The 18,667-nt window shown below is 52.1% G+C and carries 17 protein-coding genes; 15 read left to right on the forward strand and 2 right to left on the reverse strand.

What is annotated here, in order from left to right; genetic code table 11:
- The first annotated feature begins 51 nt into the window (after nt 1-51).
- The 5 genes from AC0YNS_RS09200 to AC0YNS_RS09220 all read left to right on the forward strand — a co-directional run bounded on the left by AC0YNS_RS09200 (nt 52) and on the right by AC0YNS_RS09220 (nt 7,735).
- Nucleotides 52-777 carry an urea amidolyase associated protein UAAP1 gene (locus AC0YNS_RS09200; RefSeq protein WP_475780686.1) on the forward strand — a complete coding sequence of 242 codons (726 nt, stop codon included), beginning with the start codon at nt 52-54 and terminating at the stop codon, nt 775-777.
- Between the two features lie 55 nt (nt 778-832).
- Nucleotides 833-1,489, forward strand: coding sequence for an urea amidolyase associated protein UAAP2 (locus AC0YNS_RS09205; RefSeq protein WP_475780687.1), 657 nt, complete (start codon nt 833-835; stop codon nt 1,487-1,489).
- A 39-nt stretch (nt 1,490-1,528) separates the two neighbouring features.
- The gene (uca, locus tag AC0YNS_RS09210) at nt 1,529-5,188 is read left to right on the forward strand and encodes an urea carboxylase (protein WP_475781010.1); all 3,660 of its coding nucleotides are present in this window, start codon (nt 1,529-1,531) and stop codon (nt 5,186-5,188) included.
- On the forward strand, nt 5,185-6,984 hold the full coding sequence (gene atzF / locus AC0YNS_RS09215) for an allophanate hydrolase (RefSeq protein ID WP_475780688.1): 1,800 nt from the start codon (nt 5,185-5,187) through the stop codon (nt 6,982-6,984). Before uca ends, atzF begins: the two co-directional genes overlap by 4 nt.
- A 160-nt stretch (nt 6,985-7,144) precedes the next feature.
- Complete coding sequence (locus tag AC0YNS_RS09220) at nt 7,145-7,735, forward strand: hypothetical protein (protein WP_475780689.1); 591 nt, start codon at nt 7,145-7,147, stop codon at nt 7,733-7,735.
- Nucleotides 7,736-7,758: 23 nt separating this feature from the next.
- Here AC0YNS_RS09220 and AC0YNS_RS09225 read toward each other — a convergent pair whose 3' ends face one another.
- Nucleotides 7,759-8,406, reverse strand: a complete 648-nt coding sequence (locus tag AC0YNS_RS09225; protein WP_475780690.1) for a biotin transporter BioY — start codon at nt 8,404-8,406, stop codon at nt 7,759-7,761.
- Nucleotides 8,407-8,502: 96 nt separating this feature from the next.
- Between AC0YNS_RS09225 and AC0YNS_RS09230 the strand changes: the two genes are divergently transcribed.
- From AC0YNS_RS09230 to AC0YNS_RS09245, 4 genes are all read left to right on the forward strand, one after another.
- On the forward strand, nt 8,503-9,363 hold the full coding sequence (locus AC0YNS_RS09230; RefSeq protein WP_475780691.1) for an energy-coupling factor ABC transporter ATP-binding protein: 861 nt from the start codon (nt 8,503-8,505) through the stop codon (nt 9,361-9,363).
- Nucleotides 9,360-11,039 (forward strand): ATP-binding cassette domain-containing protein, encoded by a 1,680-nt coding sequence (locus tag AC0YNS_RS09235; protein ID WP_475780692.1) that lies wholly within the window; start codon nt 9,360-9,362, stop codon nt 11,037-11,039. The genes AC0YNS_RS09230 and AC0YNS_RS09235 overlap by 4 nt, the downstream gene beginning before the upstream one ends.
- 66 nt (nt 11,040-11,105) lie before the next feature.
- Entirely contained in the window at nt 11,106-12,170 is a 1,065-nt protein-coding gene (locus AC0YNS_RS09240) for a M42 family metallopeptidase (RefSeq protein WP_475780693.1), read from the forward strand.
- 79 nt (nt 12,171-12,249) lie between these two features.
- Nucleotides 12,250-12,885 carry a hypothetical protein gene (locus AC0YNS_RS09245; protein WP_475780694.1) on the forward strand — a complete coding sequence of 212 codons (636 nt, stop codon included), beginning with the start codon at nt 12,250-12,252 and terminating at the stop codon, nt 12,883-12,885.
- A gap of 156 nt (nt 12,886-13,041) precedes the next feature.
- On the opposite strand, the gene AC0YNS_RS09250 is transcribed toward AC0YNS_RS09245, so the two are convergent.
- Complete coding sequence (locus AC0YNS_RS09250) at nt 13,042-13,968, reverse strand: DMT family transporter (protein WP_475780695.1); 927 nt, start codon at nt 13,966-13,968, stop codon at nt 13,042-13,044.
- Between the two features lie 261 nt (nt 13,969-14,229).
- On the opposite strand from AC0YNS_RS09250, the gene AC0YNS_RS09255 reads away from it, so the two are divergent.
- The 6 genes from AC0YNS_RS09255 (at nt 14,230) to AC0YNS_RS09280 (ending at nt 18,652) form a co-directional block, all read left to right on the forward strand.
- Complete coding sequence (locus AC0YNS_RS09255; protein ID WP_475780696.1) at nt 14,230-14,376, forward strand: hypothetical protein; 147 nt, start codon at nt 14,230-14,232, stop codon at nt 14,374-14,376.
- A 159-nt stretch (nt 14,377-14,535) separates the two neighbouring features.
- Nucleotides 14,536-14,958, forward strand: a complete 423-nt coding sequence (locus AC0YNS_RS09260) for an SRPBCC family protein (protein ID WP_475780697.1) — start codon at nt 14,536-14,538, stop codon at nt 14,956-14,958.
- Nucleotide 14,959: 1 nt separating this feature from the next.
- Nucleotides 14,960-15,280 (forward strand): ArsR/SmtB family transcription factor, encoded by a 321-nt coding sequence (locus tag AC0YNS_RS09265; RefSeq protein ID WP_475780698.1) that lies wholly within the window; start codon nt 14,960-14,962, stop codon nt 15,278-15,280.
- A gap of 132 nt (nt 15,281-15,412) precedes the next feature.
- Nucleotides 15,413-16,243, forward strand: a complete 831-nt coding sequence (locus tag AC0YNS_RS09270; protein ID WP_475780699.1) for an MBL fold metallo-hydrolase — start codon at nt 15,413-15,415, stop codon at nt 16,241-16,243.
- 237 nt (nt 16,244-16,480) lie between these two features.
- The gene (locus AC0YNS_RS09275; protein WP_475780700.1) at nt 16,481-17,632 is read left to right on the forward strand and encodes an MGDG synthase family glycosyltransferase; all 1,152 of its coding nucleotides are present in this window, start codon (nt 16,481-16,483) and stop codon (nt 17,630-17,632) included.
- Between the two features lie 99 nt (nt 17,633-17,731).
- The gene (locus AC0YNS_RS09280) at nt 17,732-18,652 is read left to right on the forward strand and encodes an aldo/keto reductase (protein ID WP_475781011.1); all 921 of its coding nucleotides are present in this window, start codon (nt 17,732-17,734) and stop codon (nt 18,650-18,652) included.
- The last annotated feature ends 15 nt before the right edge of the window (nt 18,653-18,667 follow it).

Raw genomic sequence — 18,667 nt, forward strand, 5'->3', positions numbered from 1 at the left:
CCAATCTCTCGGGCTTTTTATATTTAAATCATTTTCGAGGGGGACTATTCAATGACGACAGGCTTATGGACCACAACCTTTGGGGCAGGCGATAAATGGTCAGGGAGAATTAGCAAAGGGAGGTTGCTTCGTTTTACGGCCTTGCAGGATAACGCTAATTTGTCGGTAATGATGTTCCACGCTGATGATTTGACAGAGCGCTACAATATGCCGGATACGCTGAAAGCCCAATATACGGCACACCTGACTCATGGAAATATTCTGATGAGTGATAATGGCCGCGCAATGGCAAGCTTCGTCGATGATGAGCTTGGCTGGCATGATACGATAACCGGCTTTACGACTCGCACATCCACAGACAGCAAGTTTGGACTGACGCAATACCAGCTGCTTCGGAATGAGTGGCTCCGCAGCGGCTATGAGAATTTTGCGGTTGAGCTCGTTCGCAACGGTTTAGGTGTACGGGATATGGGACCGGTCGTTAATTTGTTCTCGAAAGTGAGCTGCGATAGCGTAGGCCAATTAACTTACGATGCCGCACATTGCAAAAAAGGCGCAGCGGTAACGCTGCGCACTGAGATGGATATTCTCCTCGTTATCTCGAATACGCCGAACCCGCTGAATCCGAGTGCCAATTATCCGACAGCCGCAGTTCAGCTTGAGGTATTCGCAGCTCCGGCTGTCGATCTGGAAACGGACTATTGCTGCAACTTTAGATCCGAGAATCGGCGAGCATTCGAGAATACGGCGGAGTACTACTTGCTCGCAGGTCGTTAATGACAAGAAACGCTTGATGGATATACGCAATGACTACATTTGAGGGGGAACTACGATGACTACTACTGCTTTTAACCGATACGAAAGCATGCTGCAACCGGAATCGGCGATTATAGATGAAATTGTATTGGCAGGGGATGGCTGGATGAAAGAGCTACAGCCGGGTCAAGTCCTGCGGATCGTGGATTTGGAAGGGAACCAAGCGGCGGATACGTTGTTCTACGATGCTGATAATCCGGAAGATCATTATAGTGCGGTTGCGACCATTACGGGGCAAGGAAACATTTACTTAACTACAGGCTCGGTGCTTCGTGCCGAATCCGGTAAGGAACTGCTCAAGATCGTCGCAGATACTTGCGGCAGACATGATACGGTCGGCGGCTCCTGTTCCGCTCAGAGTAATACCGTGCGTTATGCGCACGAGAAGCTTCACATGCACAACTGCCGCGATACGTTCATGCTGCAGCTGGCCCAACATGAAGGCGGCTATACGAAACGAGATTTGGCCCCTAATGTGAACTTCTTCATGAATGTACCCGTGTCAGAGGATGGCGGGCTGCGATTTGCGGATGGAGTATCTGCACCCGGTTGTTATGTAGAGCTCGAATCGATCTGCCGCACGATGGTGTTAATCAGCAATTGCCCGCAATTAAACAATCCATGTAATGCTTATAACCCAACTCCGATTCGGGTGTTGATCTGGAATCCATAGAGAGAAATAGAGTCATTCAGGGAGGGAAACACCATGGCCATGTTCACTAAAGTTCTCATCGCGAATCGCGGTGCAATTGCCGTTCGAATCGAGCGCACGCTTCGCAAGCTAGGCATTCAATCCGTTGCCGTCTATACACAAGCAGATCAAGACAGCCTTCATGTCGATGGCGCAGATGAAGCGGTACTGATCGGAACGGGTCCTGCAAAAGAAAGCTACCTGGATGTGGATCGGATTCTCCAAACCGCTATCGATACAGGTGCGCAGGCGATTCATCCGGGATATGGTTTCTTGAGCGAAAATGCTGCATTCGCACGTGCCTGCCGCGAACGCGGCATCGTATTCATCGGACCTACTCCGGAGCAGATGGAGATGTTCGGTCTGAAACATTCCGCTCGTGAAATCGCGGAGCGCGCAGGTGTACCGATGCTGCCCGGAACGTCGCTCATCTCGGAGCTGGACGAAGCGCTGGCGCAGGCGGAAGTGATCGGGTATCCCGTCATTCTGAAGAGCACAGCAGGCGGCGGCGGAATCGGCATGCGGGTTTGCGCGGACGAGAGTGCGCTTGCTGCTGCTTTCGACGGTGTCCGATACTTGGCGGAGACGAACTTTAAGAACGGCGGCATTTTTCTAGAGAAATATATCGCAAGAGCCCGCCACGTTGAAGTTCAAATCTTCGGCAACGGCTTTGGTGAAGTCGTGACCTTGGGCGAACGCGACTGCTCGATTCAGCGTCGTAATCAGAAGGTGATCGAAGAAAGTCCGGCACCGAATTTGCCAGAGCATTTACGTCAAGAAATGTTCGCTTCCTCGAAGCGACTTGCAGCAGAAGTAGGCTACCGCAGTGCGGGAACGATTGAATATTTGTACGATCCGGAATCATGCGCCTTTTATTTCCTGGAAGTGAATACCCGGCTGCAAGTGGAGCATGGTGTAACCGAAGAAGTGCTTGGCCTTGATCTCGTGGAATGGATGGTACGTGAAGCCGCGAATGAACTGACCGGACTGGAGTCTATGATCAAACCGGCTGTCGGCCATAGCATACAGGCGCGCATCTATGCAGAGGATTGCCTGCAGCAATTCCGTCCGAGCGCCGGTAAGCTGGATCAAGTGAAATTCACAGAACATGCACGCATTGAGTCCTGGGTACGTGACGGCATAACGGTAACCACGCTATACGATCCGATGCTGGCCAAGATCATCGTTCACGGCGACAATCGGATGGATGCCATTGCGAAGCTGATTCAAGCCATCGATGAGACGCGTCTCTATGGGGTCACGACGAATTTACAGTATGTCAAAGCGCTGCTTAGTCATGAAGATTGCTTGAGCGGCAACGTGTACACCCAACTACTGAATACGTTTGAGCCTGCTGAGCTGGCTATTGAAGTCCTAGATGGAGGCGTTCAAACGACCGTGCAGGATTGGCCGGGTAGAACAGGGTACTGGGATGTCGGCGTTCCGCCATGCGGTCCGATGGATCCGCTGTCGTTCCGCATGGGAAACAAGCTGCTTGGCAATGCGGATGACGCAGCAGGCCTTGAGCTGACACTTCGCGGCGGTGCTTATAAGTTCCGTGATGAGATGTGGATTTGTTTGACCGGTGCCGATATGGAAGCGGTGCTGGATGAGGTGGCTGTGCCTTTGTATCAGCCGATTCATGCTCGCAAAGGTCAAGTGCTCAGCTACGGCGAAGCCAAAACAGGCATGAGAGGTTATTTGCTGGTTGCCGGCGGGTTCGATATGCCGCGCATCCTCGGCAGCTCCGCTACATTCACGCTTGGCAATTTCGGCGGACATGGCGGGCGGGCACTTCGCGCAGGGGATGTGCTTGGTGTCAATCGGAGCGTTGGGCAGCAGGTTCCGCCGTCTGGAGCAGTCGTGCAGCTGCAAGAGTGGGATCTGCCGACGATGAGTCGCACTTGGACGATCGGCGTTATTCCCGGGCCGCATTGTACACCGGAATATTTACAGCCTACTTACCTTAAAGAGCTTGCGGAAACAAGCTTCGAGGTGCATTTTAACAGCTCGCGGACGGGCGTAAGACTTATTGGGCCTGCGCCGCATTGGGCAAGGGAGGATGGAGGTCAAGCCGGCCTGCATCCATCCAATATCCATGACAACGCGTATGCGGTTGGTACACTGGATTTGACGGGGGATATGCCGATTCTGCTTGGGCCGGACGGTCCCAGCTTGGGCGGATTCGTCTGTCCGGTGACGACAGCGTCCGCGGAATTCTGGAAGCTGGGCCAACTGCATCCCGGTGACCGCGTTCGATTCCAATTGCTGTCGCTGGATGAGGCGGACCGGCTGCGCAAGGAACAAGAAGGAAATCTGGAAGCGATCGGGCAAGGGGACTGGGATCAGCTCGTACCGCTTGGCTTACCGCAAGCTGATTACGAGTTGACTGAGAAGCCGGAATATCCGTTATTGAAGCAAGAATCGGCCAATCGCAGATTCCCGATTACGATTCGCTGCAGCGGGGATGAGAATATTCTGGTGGAGTACGGTGAAATGGAGCTGGACTTGCTGCTTCGTTTCCAAGTCCATGCGCTAATGCAGGCCATTCGGGAAACAGGCGTGATTCCGGTGCAGGATTTGACGCCGGGCATTCGCTCGCTTCAAGTTCATATTGATCCGAAGCAGACGAACGTGAGAGAAGCGGCTGAACGCATTCTTGAATTGGATTCCGGCCTGCCGCCGCTTGAAACGATTGAGGTTCCTTCGCGAATTGTACGTTTGCCGCTCTCGTGGGATGATCCGGCAACGCAGCTGGCCATTGAGCGATACCAACAAAATGTACGTCCGGATGCACCTTGGTGTCCGAGCAACTTGGAATTTATTCGTCGTATTAATGGCCTCGGCGATTTGGATGAAGTGTTTAAAGTCGTACATGAGGCTAATTATCTGGTGCTGGGCCTTGGCGATGTTTATCTTGGTGCGCCGGTTGCGACACCGATCGATCCGCGCCATCGTCTCGTCACTACCAAATACAATCCGGCTCGTACATGGACACCGGAGAATGCGGTCGGTATCGGCGGCGCCTACATGTGTGTATACGGCATGGAAGGTCCGGGCGGCTATCAGTTCGTAGGCCGTACGATTCAAATGTGGAACTTGAACCGCCAAACCGAGAGTTTCCAGGCGGGTAAACCGTGGCTGCTTCGCTTCTTTGACCAAATCCAGTTCTACCCTGTAACGGCGGATGAGCTTCTGCGTCTTCGTGAAGACTTCACGCGAGGAAGGTTCGAGGCGGATATTACGGAAACGACGTTCAAGCTTAGCGATTACCTGGCATTCCTGGGTGAAATCAAGGAGAGCACGGAAGCATTCCAATCGATGCAGCAAGCAGCCTTTCAAGCGGAGCGTGAAAACTGGAAAGCACTTGGACTCGCCGAATTTATTTCGGAGCAGGATGGTGGTAAAGAATCGCCTGAGGATGAGCTGCCTGAGGGTACGATCGCGGTTCGCTGCACGATGCCGGGAAGTGTATGGAAGGTGCTTGTGACCCCCGGTCAAGAGGTGAAGAAAGGCGAAACGCTGATCATCGAGGAGAGCATGAAGATGGAATTTACCCAAACCGCACCCTGCGACGGGTTTGTCTCCTCGATCTTCGTGAAACCGGGTGATGAAGTGCACACGGGTCAACTGATTGTCGGGCTCGTGAAGGAGAGGGAAAGAGAGGCGCTGAGCATATGACCACGATCGAATGGCCAAATGAACTGACCTTGCAATGGCTCAGAGAACAATATACCGCCAAGCTTCTGCAGCCTGTTGATGTGATTGCGGAGATCATCCGCCGAGCTGAAGCGGATGCGGAGATGAACATATGGATTACACCGCCGTCCATGGCGGTCATACAGCCTTATCTGGAGCGGTTGAAGACACTTACTCCGGGGAGCTCGCCTCTCTGGGGGATCCCCTTTGCTGTCAAAGACAATATTGATGTAGCCGGTATACCGACAACAGCCGCTTGTGCGGAATTTAGCTATACACCTACAGCCAGCGCAGTGGTTGTACAGCGACTCATCAATGCCGGGGCCATCCCCATTGGCAAAACCAATCTGGATCAGTTCGCCACCGGCCTTGTCGGGACGCGAAGCCCTTATGGGGAAACGCAAAATGCGCTGCGAAGCGAGCTGATCAGCGGCGGTTCCAGCTCCGGCTCTGCAGTGTCAGTAGCGCGCGGGCAAGCCGTGTTCGCACTTGGTACGGATACAGCCGGCTCCGGGCGCGTTCCGGCTGCGCTGAATGGTTTGGTCGGCTTTAAACCGAGCTTGGGCGCTTGGCCAACGAAAGGTGTTGTTCCGGCCTGTGCGAGCCTGGACTGCGTTACTGTCTTCGCGCATAACCTTGACGATGCGCTGGCAGTTGACTTGTTTGCCCGCGGCTTGGAAGAAACAGACCCGTGGTCGCGCTCGATTGCGCATCCATCGGCGGGCGATTTGCTTCCGGCCGCTGCATGTTTACCTGCTGAGACACCGACCTTTTACGGACCGTTCGCGGATCAATATGAGCGTGCATGGATGAAGTCGGTAGATGTAATTGAAGCGATGGGCTTGCCTGTTGTCTACGTAGAGCTCGACCTGTTCGCGGAAGCTGCGGCTATTCTATACGGCGGACCTTGGGTAGCGGAGCGATGGGCGGATCTGGGTCCATTCATCGAAAGCCGTCCCGGAACAGCGTTTCCTGTAACGGAGCAGGTGCTTCGTACCGGCGCATCGACGGATTATACCGCGGCAGCGGTTTTCCAAGCTGCGCATAAGCTGCAAGCTTTCAAGCTGGAAGCGAAGCAGCTGTTGAAGGACGCGGTTCTGTTCTTGCCGACATGCGGCGGGACATGGACGCGCGATGAGGTGCGAGCGAATCCGATCAGCACGAACAGCGATATGGGACGTTATACGAATCATTGCAATTTACTTGATCTGTGCGCCGTTGCGGTTCAGGCCGGAGAAGCGGATACGGATTTGCCGTTCGGCGTGACCTTGTTCGCCACTGCGGAGAATGAATCGCTGATATGCAGTACAGCAAAACGGTTTATCTCCGCGTTTAGCGGCGAAGAGCCTGCAGTTGATGCTCAACCATCTGCTCCACAAGTAGCGGTTGAAGCTCCGGCAACGACACTGGTCGCGGTATGTGGTCTGCATATGCGAGGATTCCCGCTAGAGAAGCAGATGATTGCTTGCGGCGCCACATTTGTTCGAGAGGCCGAAAGTGCGTCGAAATATCGCCTTGTGAAACTGCCGACTACTCCCGCGAAGCCGGGAATGATTAAGCAGAAGCACGGCGGTTCATCCGTTACGCTCGAAATCTGGGAGATGCCGGTAGCTTCCTTCGGAGGCTTCACAGCGTCTATTCCAGCACCGCTTGGCATCGGCAAGGTTGAGCTGAGCGATGGAACCGAAGTACCCGGGTTTATTTGCGAAGCCTATGCAGAGATTGGCGCAGAAGATATTACTGCGTATGGCTCATGGCGCAACGCCGTGCTGCAATAGCAGTCTGCCCCGATCCCCACGATAACTGCTCCTTATACAAGCCGAGTTTTCCTGATAAGGGGACCGGCTTGTATTTTTTTGTCTTGATGCTCAAAGCGGCAGTAGAAGGGTAGTCAGAAGGGGGAGTATAATAGGAGGAATGAGATCGGAGTGAAGACATGTGTTTAAGAAAATAGGAATTACACTAATCGTACTGCTTGTACTCGTTATTGCTTCCGGAGTCGGTGCGGTTATGTATGTGAAGCCATCAGAGAAATTGGATCTGAAATTCAATGAAGTACCGCTCATGGAACGGGCGTTAACGATGATTAAGAATCTGAGGACGTCGTTCGTGCTTTCGGAGGCGGACATTGATAATATCGGTAAAGCGGCGATTCGGCTGAAACCGGAGTACCAGCCCGGTGTCCTTATTACCGGGGCCAGATTTACTTTGGAGGGGGAGCGTTTGGTTGCGCATTTAAACCTGAAGCTGAAGGATCGATTGCCGGTTGGGATCGTGATCTACTACAAGCTGGAGTGGAACAATCCGAATCTGGTTGCGAAGGTTGATGAAGCGAAGCTGCGCGGGATTACGTTGTCTACGGGGTATTTTGACGATATCGTCATTCCGCTAGGGTCAGAGCTGCCGGAGCTCCTGCACATTAAAGGCATTGTGATCGACAAGGGAAATGTGGTCGTGAGCATAAGAAAGCCGACGCTGCGCGAGCTTCGCGTTCTGATTGAACAGAAGGTGAAGCGGCAGGCCGGCTGATGGAAGAGCTTATTCGTGCGGCATTAGCGGAGTTTCGGAAGAAGCGGACGTAGGATGGCGATCAAGAAAGTTGCAGCAATGGCTTTGACCATGTCGCCGAATAAGAATGGATAGCAGCCGTTTACCATCGCTTTGGCGAACGAGTAATTGGCCTTATAGGCAAGCCAAGGCACGCCGCCGACATAAGCAAGCACTACGCTAAACAGCACTAGGCTGATGAACAGCATCACATATTGGCTGCGATTAAGTTTCTTCGTTCGTGCGAAGATACGGTCGCTTGCCAGACCAATTAATAAGGCCGATAGCGGGAACATCCATATGTATCCGCCTGTTGCACCGAATACTACGCCTAAGCCGCCGTTTCCGTGGAGAAGCGGTAGACCGCACGCGGTAAGGATGACGACGATGGCGATACTCCAAAAACCGAATCGGGCTCCAAGCAGACCGCCGGCTAACATGATGGCGAAGGTTTGCAGTGTGATCGGAACCGTTGTAAAGCCGAGCGGAATGCTTACGTAACCAAAAGCGATGAAGAGTGCGGCGAATAGGGCCGTAAATACGATACCTCGAATCCAATAGGTCGCTCCGGATTGCCCGCTGTCCGAAATAGGAGCGAGTACAGCAGAAGATGAGTTGTTTGCGTTTGAATTGGAACTTGAAGTCGTTTCCATTGAAAATGCTCCTCTCTAATGTTAACCTTGTTATCGAGTAATGGTTAACAATTGAAATCATAACATGGGTTAATCCGTTTGGGAAGAGGGATTTTCATGAGTCATTCTATTAACGATGATCGTTTGATCTTGAAGGATGTTTCTATAGATCGGCTGCTCGATAATGGGGATAGCAGCCCGCGTTTACACCAAATTAATCTGGCGCTCTCTCCCGGAGAATGGTTGAATGTAGCCGGAGTGAATGGGAGCGGGAAATCCTCGCTGGCAAGGTTGCTGGCAGGGTTAACAATTGAAGGCGTGCAAGGGTCATGGAGCCGTGGATTCGCCGGAAATAAGCCTTCGCCTTATGTGATGCAGCAGCCGGATGCACAGCTATTCGCCGAAACTCCGCGTGAGGAAATTCGATTTGCGCTGGAATGGCGCGGCATGCCTCCCCATGAAATTATGCGGCAAACAGAAGAAATACTCACCTTTACCGGACTTTCAGCAGTAGGGGATGCTCCTTGGAGCCGTCTGTCCGGCGGTCAGAGACAGCTGGCTGCCGTTGCCGCCGCTTCAGCCGGCGAGACGTCGCTACTCGTATTCGATGAAGCGACATCTATGCTGGATGAGCAATCCATGGTACTGGTCCATGATTTAGCGAAGAAGCTTCATCAGCGCGGCACTGCTATTGTCTGGGTTACTCAGCGTTTGCAGGAGATTGAATCCGCTGCGCGAATCGTGGCTATGATGGATGGCAGCATTGTTTTTGACGGAAAGGGCGGGGAGTTCTTGTATGGGGCAGCTGACCATGTCGAGTTCGGTCCGACGCCATGCCAAATCTGCGGACTTCGTTTACCCTACTTATCTGCTTTAGCGCTTGAGCTGGGAAGACTCGGGAAGCTTGCGCCTCCCTATCCGGAAACGATGGAAGAATGGAATCAGGCGCTTGCACGAATCGGGGCGGTGCCACGATGACCTTACATATTGTCGGTTTGAAGCAGGTGTCTTCAGGGGTACATAATGAGATGGCCGTCGTTCAAGAGCAGGAATTGCGACTGGAACAAGGATCGATCACGATCCTCATTGGCGCCAATGGCGTCGGCAAAACCAGATTCATGGAAACGATCGCCGGACTTACGAAGTCGGAGGGCGTCACGGTTTCATATGGCATGAATTCGTTGTGGACGGAGCGGCGCTCGCGCTTAGGACGGAAGAGCGCGGTACGCAATCCTCAAGCGATGCTCTGTTATAGTTATTCTTGCCAATCGCCGGAAGAACAATTGTTTGCAAGAACGGTCCGCGAAGAGCTGCACTATGTGATGCGTCCTTATCACCTCGATGACGAAGAGCGCAAACGCAGAGCGAGTGAGGCGCTTACGGCTGTAGGATGGGATGAGACGTGGCTGGATCGTGATCCATACTTTATGAGCGGAGGCGAGCGGAGGCGGACGGCATTAGCCTGTTTATTCGCGCCTCCGTCTTCGTGGCTGCTGCTTGATGAACCGACCGCCGGGCTGGATGCTGCCGGACATGAGCAGCTAGGTGAGCAGCTCAAACAGCAAGCAGCAGAGGGCAAAGGCGTGCTCCTCATCTCACATGAAAGTGACTGGGCGCTGCAGCTCGCTACTGCAGTAATCATTATGCACACGAATGGGAGTGTGCAGCATTGCAGCAGGGATGAGCTGCTCGTCAATCCCCATTGGCTGGAGCATGCCGGCATGGAAATTCCGGCGTGGCTGCGTGTAGCCCATCAATTAGCATGCTTAGGTGTGCCGCATAAGCAAGTTTGGCAGCCTGCCGCATTGGCGCAAGAAGCAGCTCAAATCGTGAAGTCGAACGTCAAGATACTTCGGCCAAGCAAGCCGTTGACTGTGCGTGACAACCGAGCGCCGTTCTTGTTGCGAGATTCGGACCGACATCCATCGCCATTATCCTTATTCGATCCCAGATCGGTTTGGCTTACTTATATTCTTATTTCTGCCGCGATCCTATTCCAATCTACCTGGTCTGGTCTAGGGGCCATGGCACTTGTCGTTGCTGCCGCCATACATCTCGGTAAAATTCCTCTGCGACGCTGGCGAAGCGCGATTATGGCATTAACTGTCTTCACGTTCTCAGTCGCGCTCATCGCCGGACTCGGACCGCAGGAAGGAGGCGGCTTCTGGAGCACGGACGCAGCGCTCGTATCGCTGCAATCCCTTCTTCGGCCGCTGCTTGCGATGCTGCTTGGTTTCGGGTTGCCGCTAGCGGTTACCCCGCTGCGGCTTCGCAGATCATTGGAACAACTATTCTCAGCAATCGGGAAAGTACCGCTTTGGGGGACGAAGTTGATCTTAACGATTACGCTGCTCCTTCGATTCATACCGGTTCTATTATCAGAATGGGAGCGTTTCGCGCGTATCGCAACGGCAAGAGGGAAACAAACGGAACGCGCTGCGCGGGGATCGCTTAAGCGGCTGAAGGAAACGTCGATCCCTTTCATGCTGGCTTTGTTCCGACTGGGTGAACAGGTTTCCGATGCGCTCGAGAGCAGAGGCGTTGGCAAAGAGCGGCAGCCGACGCTGCTCATAACCGAGCACTGGAAAGGTCGTGACACGGTTCTGGCAGCGGCAGGTGCCGCCATTCTGGTCATTTTCTGGATGTGGCAATAGGCATTTGGCTCCGAATCGGCTATGATAGAACAAGTGTTAACTTTTGAAAGGAGTGTCTGGCAAGCTATGACTGAACCGCTTCATCCTCAGCTCGATCGAGCTTACATTCACCGCCTGCTAGAGCTACTGCTGACAACACCGAGCCCTAGCGGATTTTGCATGACGATCATGCGCATTATTCAAGAAGAAGCAGCCAAATTGGGTTACGCGCTAGAGCTGACCCCTAAAGGCAACGGCATTATTACGATACCAGGTTCCGACCCGCAAGATAACGAGGTTATCGCCATTACAGCCCATGTCGATACATTAGGTGCAATGGTAAGGTCCATTAAACCGTCCGGTACGCTCCGATTTACACCAATCGGCGGCTATTCCATGCATACGGTAGAGAGCGAATACTGTCTCATTCACACGCGGGATGGCCGCACGTACGATGGCACGGTGCTGACGACGAAACCATCTGTTCACGTGTTTTCCGATGTTCGTGATTTGAAACGCGATGAAGCCAACATGGAAATTCGAATCGACGAACTTGTGAAGAATAAGGAAGATGTACAGAAGCTGGGCATCGCCCCCGGTGATTTCATTAGCTGGGATGCGCGCACGCGATTCTTCCCTAACGGTCTGATTAAGTCACGACACTTGGATGACAAAGCGAGCGTAGCCGCCGTATTCGGTCTGCTGGAATGGTTGAAGCGCGAAGGCAAGTCTCCGCTTCGTACAGTCAAGATCATCATTTCGACTTATGAAGAAGTAGGTCACGGCAGCTCGAATATTCCGGCGGACATTACGGAAATGATCGCCGTAGATATGGGTGCGATCGGCGATGATCTCTCGACAACCGAACGCGACGTGTCCATTTGCGCGAAGGATTCTTCGGGACCGTATGATTATCTCATGACTTCGAAGCTCATCGAGCTTGCCGGTCGTGAGAACATCCCCTATGCAATCGATATTTATCCGCATTATGGCTCCGATGCTTCGGCTGCGCTGCGCGGCGGAAGCAATATTAAAGCAGCCTTAATCGGGCCAGGCGTACATGCCTCACATAGTATGGAACGAACGCATAGCGATGCAGTACTGAACACTGCGGCACTGCTGTTAGCTTATTTATTGGAGCCTCGCTCATAATTAGAGGATGCAATAGGAAAAATTACGAGTAGACAATTCGGAAACGAACATTATATGATGAATGATGGGTGAATTGACAATGACAACGAATGATGTATCCAATCAAAATGATACGCAAGAGCAAGCTGCAGGTATTCCTGAAGAAGAGGTTCAACGTTTGATTCAAGCGCTTCACGAGAACGCGCTTAGAGCGCTTCGGTTTAAGTTCGAAGAAGATCAGGTTGACGGACAAGTATTGAACCATGAAGTGTATGGGCCGATCTTCACATACAAAATCGAAGTGAAAGACGGAGACAAGTATGCATGCGGCTTCTTCATGCGCGAGCTGCTGCACACGTTCCAGAACAATGAAGATCCGGCGCTCTGGATGTCGTCGTTCTTCCTGGACCTGATGGATGCGGGCGGCGAGCGATTGCTTCCAATGCCTCCGCAATCCGAGGATGAGGCGAAAGCGCTGATCGACAACATTATCGTGCCTTACTGCGCGAAGGCCATTCGCGAAGAATTCCCGGACGAGCAGGTTCACGTGGATCTGGACTTGAACGAACAGCATGGTGCGGTGCTTGAAGCAGGCTTTACGTCCATCTCCGATGGCAACAACGTTTGTGCATTGCCGCTGCACATGCTGATTGCGCATCACTTGCTGAATCGTGATCCGGCTGAACCGATTATCCAGGGCTTGTACCGTATTCGCGAAGAACACGGCTTGGAGTAGTTGTTGATTGTAATCACAAGGCTGTCTCAATCGTGCATTTATGCGCTGTTGAGGCAGCTTTTTGTTTGGGTTTGAGATAGTTGGTATGCTTTGGATGACATCAATAAATAAGGCCTGCCTTTCCGTCAACATGGATGACGGCAAAGCAGGCCTTATTTAAGCGCTGAGCGCTTCGTTCTTGACTTCGTCGACTGCGTGGGTTTGTTTCTCGGCTCGCATATATAGGATGAGTCCGGCGATGACAAAGGCCCCTCCGATGAGCTGGAAACCGGTGACCATCTCACGGAAGAGCAGCATGCCGAGCAAGCTGGCACCAACCGGCTCTGCGAGCACGGACATGGAAATCGTGGTCGGCTTCACGTATTTCAGCAGCCAGTTAAAGATCATGTGACCAAAGACGGTCGGGACGATCGCAAGCAGCAGGAATACAATCCATTCTCGGTCTGCGTAACCTGACATCGGCGTGCTGGTTGCCACATTATAGATGGCGAAGCACGCCGTTGTGACGCCAAATACGATGAAGCTATAGAGGAACGAAGAGACACGTTTCAAAATTTGTTTGGCGATCAGCATGTTTACGGCAACGGCTAGTGCCCCGAAGAAAGACAAGCTGTCCCCGAAGAACGCGCGTTGAGATAGTGTGATATCGCCTGAACCGATGCTAATCGCCCCAATCAAAGCGACCATCATGCCGATTACCGCGAACTTACGCGGTCTATCCTTGAACAATAGAAAGGCGCCGACCATGACGAACACAGGCTCGAGTGCCAATATAATGGTGGAGCTTGCAATAGAGGTATACGTCAGCGATGCCATCCAGAGCAGGAAGTGGAGGGCGAGGAAGAAGCCCGCTGCCAAGAGCAATAGCCAATCTCTTCGCGAGATCGCCTTCATGCCGGGAAGCTGCTTCATCCCGAACGGCAGCATAAGGATAAACGTGAAGAGCATCCGGTACATGCCTTGAACGGAAACAGGCGCATTGGAGTACCTCACGAAGATAGGTGCAAACGAGATGGCCAGCATTCCGACAATCAGGGGGAACACGGGAGAAATAGACATTTTGGAGGATAGCGAAATTTTCACAGTGCGGTTTCCTTCTTTCCGGCTCCGTAATTATGCGCGAAGCGACCATTCTCATTATGCACACAAAGGCTTGTCCTCGCAAGGGAAAGAGACTATTTGGCATCTGTATATCGGGTGCTGCCTGGACATCGTAAGGAACAACAGCGTATTCGGAATTCGTCAAAATGTGTTCATTTATCCGAGCGTCGCAAGGCATGTGTAGATGATATGATTTGGATAAGAATCGGCAGTATAGGATAGAACATAAAGGGGAGACTGGAAATGGGTGTTCCGACAGGAGTATGGATTTCAGCTGCAATTATCGCGATCATTGTGACGTGGATGACAATATGGGTGACCAATAAAGCCTACTCCAGACGCTGGGAAGATCACAATGTAGAGAATGAACAAGGGAAGAAAAACAACTAGATTTGACATGAGAACAATGACCATTCTATAATTAAAGCGAAACCATTTGGTTTCGCTTTTTTGATGCTAACAGGTGCGAAAGCATGGAAGCAGATGAACTTGTATCGAATCGGTTCCGCCATTCGGATAATGATCTTACTTCAAGAGGAGAATGAGTAGATGGAGACACACGAAGCATTGCCGGATATTGTTCAAACAGGGATTTTCAAAGCGCCAATCGAGAAGGTGTGGGCGGCAATTTCAACAGCTGAAGGTCTTTCGGTTTGGTTCATGCCAAACAATTTGCAAGCGGTCGTCGGGCAAGAATTCACGATCGATGCCGGTCCGTTCGGGATGCAGCCTTGCGTTGTGAAGGAAGTGGACGAGCCGAACCGTATTTCTTTTGCATGGGGCAAGGATTGGGTTCTTACGATCACACTTCAAACTGTAGGCGACAATCAAACCGAGTGTACACTTATTCACTCCGGTTGGAAAGCCGATTATGTCAACGAATTGGGAATGCCTCACGCGGTCGTACGCACGCAGATGCAAGGTGGCTGGGTGGGTATCCATCAAGCTCTCGGCAAGTATGTAGAGGCTTAATATGGCACTTCCATCAGCGAAGCATGATGTGTTTCAGGCCATTGCCGATCCAACAAGGCGTGAGGTATTGAAGCTGCTGGTCGATCGGGAAATGCCGGTGACTGCGATTACGGGACATTTTCCGATGACACGTACTGCGGTATCGAAGCATCTCCGAATTCTTGCAGAGGCCGGCCTTGTTAAGGAGCGTAAAGTCGGACGTGAAACGCGTTACCGACTGGAAACGCAGCCGCTGCAGGAACTCAAGAATTGGCTCAATTATTATGAACGCTTCTGGGAGAATAAAATGTCAGCCCTTCAGCGTTTTGTTGAGTCTGACTGAATTTGTACATCAAGAGTGGCTGAACCGGCGAAAACCGGTGCAGTCACTTTTTTGTTGCATCCATGTCGGCGTACCCGCTTCCGAGAAAGCGCTTTTTCTGATACGCTAAATTGGAAAGGGGGTCTATCCAAATTGATCCATCATCCATCGACCGCAAACGACATAGCACAAGGTAGCGCATCTGCTTCCATCCAGTACATTGGACAAGTCGGTGTCATCATTCGTCGCAACGGGTTTCATGTGGCTATTGATCCGTATTTAACGGACTCTGTCGACCGTTTAACCGACTTTCCGGCAGGCTATTGGACACGCAGCTATGCACCGCCTGTGCATCCTTCTGACCTGAACGATCTCGATCTTGTTCTCCTCACTCATGAGCATCAGGACCATCTTGATCCGGAAACATTGGCGATCATTGCAGATGCTTCGCCTACTTGCAAGTTTGCAGGACCGCTTGCTTGCCAGACCCTATTAGCCGATATCGGAATTGCTCCGGATCGACTTGTCGCTATGAAATACGGTACACCTTTGCAAGCTGAACCAGAGCTTAACATTCATCCAATTGCCGCTTGGCATGAAGAGCGAGAAGTGGATGCGGACGGTTGGGACCGTTATTTAGGATACATTCTGCAATGGGGTGATTTGACCATCTATCACGCCGGAGACACAGTGGTGCAAGAAGAGTTGATCGAGATGCTGCATCCGTATCGGATCGACATTGGCATGCTGCCAATTAACGGTCGGGATATGTTCCGTAATCGGTTAGGCGTTGTCGGCAATATGAATGCGTTTGAGGCAGCGGCTTTCGCAGCAGAATTGCGGATGAACGTCGTTATCCCGCTCCACTACGACCTCTATCCCAATAATAGCGAAGGCATTGCGGGTTTTGTGGATGCGCTGCTCGGTAAGTATCGCGGGCAGAAGTTTCAGCTGTTTCAGCCGGGGGAAACGCGATTCTTTTAACAGCTTCAGTTCGGGATGAATCCGTTTACAAGTCGTGAAGGAAATCGGAAGCCGAATACCGAATGAAGAGGACAGATAGGTTTACAAAAATACCAAAGTAAAGATTGGGTCAAAAAGAGCATCAGCCTGCTAGTTATAACGTATATTGGTGGTACTAGCCAAATTAATTTGGGGTAGTTTGTTCATTCGGTGCAAAGCATCCATTTGCCTTCGAAACGACTTGAGGGGGAGACGTTGATGGAGAAAGGACCGATTCTGATTCTGACCGGCGATTATGGTTCCGGGCATATTCAGGCAGCACATGCGCTCCGCAGAGCACTGGCTGCACTTCATCCTGAAATTAAAGTAGAGATCATGGATTACATGGCGGAGGCTCATCCTAGGGTTCATCCGATCAGCAAATATGTTTATTTGAATGGTGTGCAAACGTTTCCCAAGACCTACGGTTACTTCTATGGCAAAACACGTCATCATAATCGGTTGACGAGCAGCTTGAAGTTCATGCAGGCACTGGGACTTGGGAAATTTCTGACGATGCTGCAAACGGTCAAGCCTTCAGTCGTGGTATCTACCTTTCCGCTTGCTGCCGGCGCGATGTCTTTTATGAAAGATAACGGGCTTTACGCTGTTCCGACGGTCACGGTAATTACGGATTTTACAGATCACAGCTATTGGTTATATCCGGAGACGGACTATTACGTCGTGGGCTCCATTGAGGTTGCGCATAGCTTGTCCAAAGTTGGCGTTGAACCGGAGCGAATTTCAGTGACGGGCATTCCGATTCGTCCTGAGTATAACGGGGCTTATGATAAAACAGCTATTTTGGCGGAAATCGGGCTTGAACCAGCGCGCCCGACGGTCCTTGTTATGGGCGGCGGCAATGGTTTGATGGGGCAGGAGATTGGGGAAGCGTTATGCTTGTCTCTGGCTCGCAATGAACTCAACGCTCAAATGATCTTTGTTTGCGGGCATAATGACAAACTCAGACTTCAGCTGACAAGGCTGAAATTCGCGCATAAGCTGCCGATCGTCGTTACGGGCTTTACGGACCGGGTACCGGAGCTGATGGCAGCCTCTGATCTGCTTCTTACCAAATCCGGGGGACTTACATCTTCTGAGGCGCTCGCAGTCGGCTTGCCCATGCTGATCTTTAAGCCGCTTCCCGGGCAAGAGATCGATAATGCGAACTTCTTGCGCAGCTGCGGCGCGGCGATACACATCGAGGATGAGGCAGATCTACTGGCTACCATGCGTATGCTGCTGAAATCACCGGCTCGTTTAGCTACGATGAGGATGCAGGCGAAGAAAGCGAGCAAGCCATATTCCGCTGAAGCGGCTGCAGGGCTGGTCGCGGAGCTTATTGCACAATCGAATAAACAAACGGTGTAACTTGAATGGGGATGGCGCGATTTGATTCATGCCGCTCCGTATGTTAGAACAGTAATGTTGGAGTAGAAAAGGAAACTGGAGGCGAAACGTAACATGAGCATGCAATATCGCAGACTTGGTAAAACCGATTTGAACGTATCGGTTATCGGAATCGGCACGTGGCAATTTGGCGGTGAATGGGGACAGTCGTTTACACAAGCTGAAGCGGACGCGATTCTGGATCGCGGCGCAGAGCTTGGGATCAACCTCATCGATACAGCGGAATGTTATGGCGATCATTTATCCGAATCCCTTATCGGTGATTATTTATCCCGCCGCAAACGGGAAGATTGGATTGTTGCGACGAAATTCGGTCATCATTTCCATGAACGTTTCACGCGTACAGATGATTTCTCGGCGGCAGACGTCATTAGACAGCTTGATGCATCACTGTCCGCATTGCAGACAGATTACGTAGATTTGTACCAATTCCATTCCGGTCCGGATGTCGTCTTCGATAATGACGAGCTGTGGACCGTGTTGGACAAGCAGGTACAAGCCGGCAAAATCAGACACCTCGGCACGTCGATCGGCAGCAACCGTAACGTGCATCAGGTAGATGCGTCCACTCAGGTCGGCTCTAAGGTAATACAAGTGGTTTATAATCGCCTTGACCAAGCGCCGGAAGAGGAAGTATTCCCATCCTGCTTGAGACAGGACCTCGGCGTTCTGGCACGCGTACCACTTGCGAGCGGATATCTCAGCGGCAAGTACAAGCCGGATGCCGTCTTCGATGTCACGGATGTGCGTCATCGCCACGACCGCGAGAGTACGGTGCAGAAGCTGCAGGAAGTGCAGCGCATTGCGACTGAAGAAGTGCCGGCAGGCGTCGATATGGCGGCATGGGCGCTCGCATGGTGCCTAAAGAACCCGGCAGTGACTGCCGTAATTCCAGGCTGCAAGAGCCCGGCGCAGGTCGATTCCAACGCAAGCGTCGTCGCGCTGTTGGAGTCCGGCCATCCGCAGGATGTACGGGTGTAGAGTTTGTAGCCTTAG

Source organism: Paenibacillus sp. J22FR21, assembly GCF_056269135.1.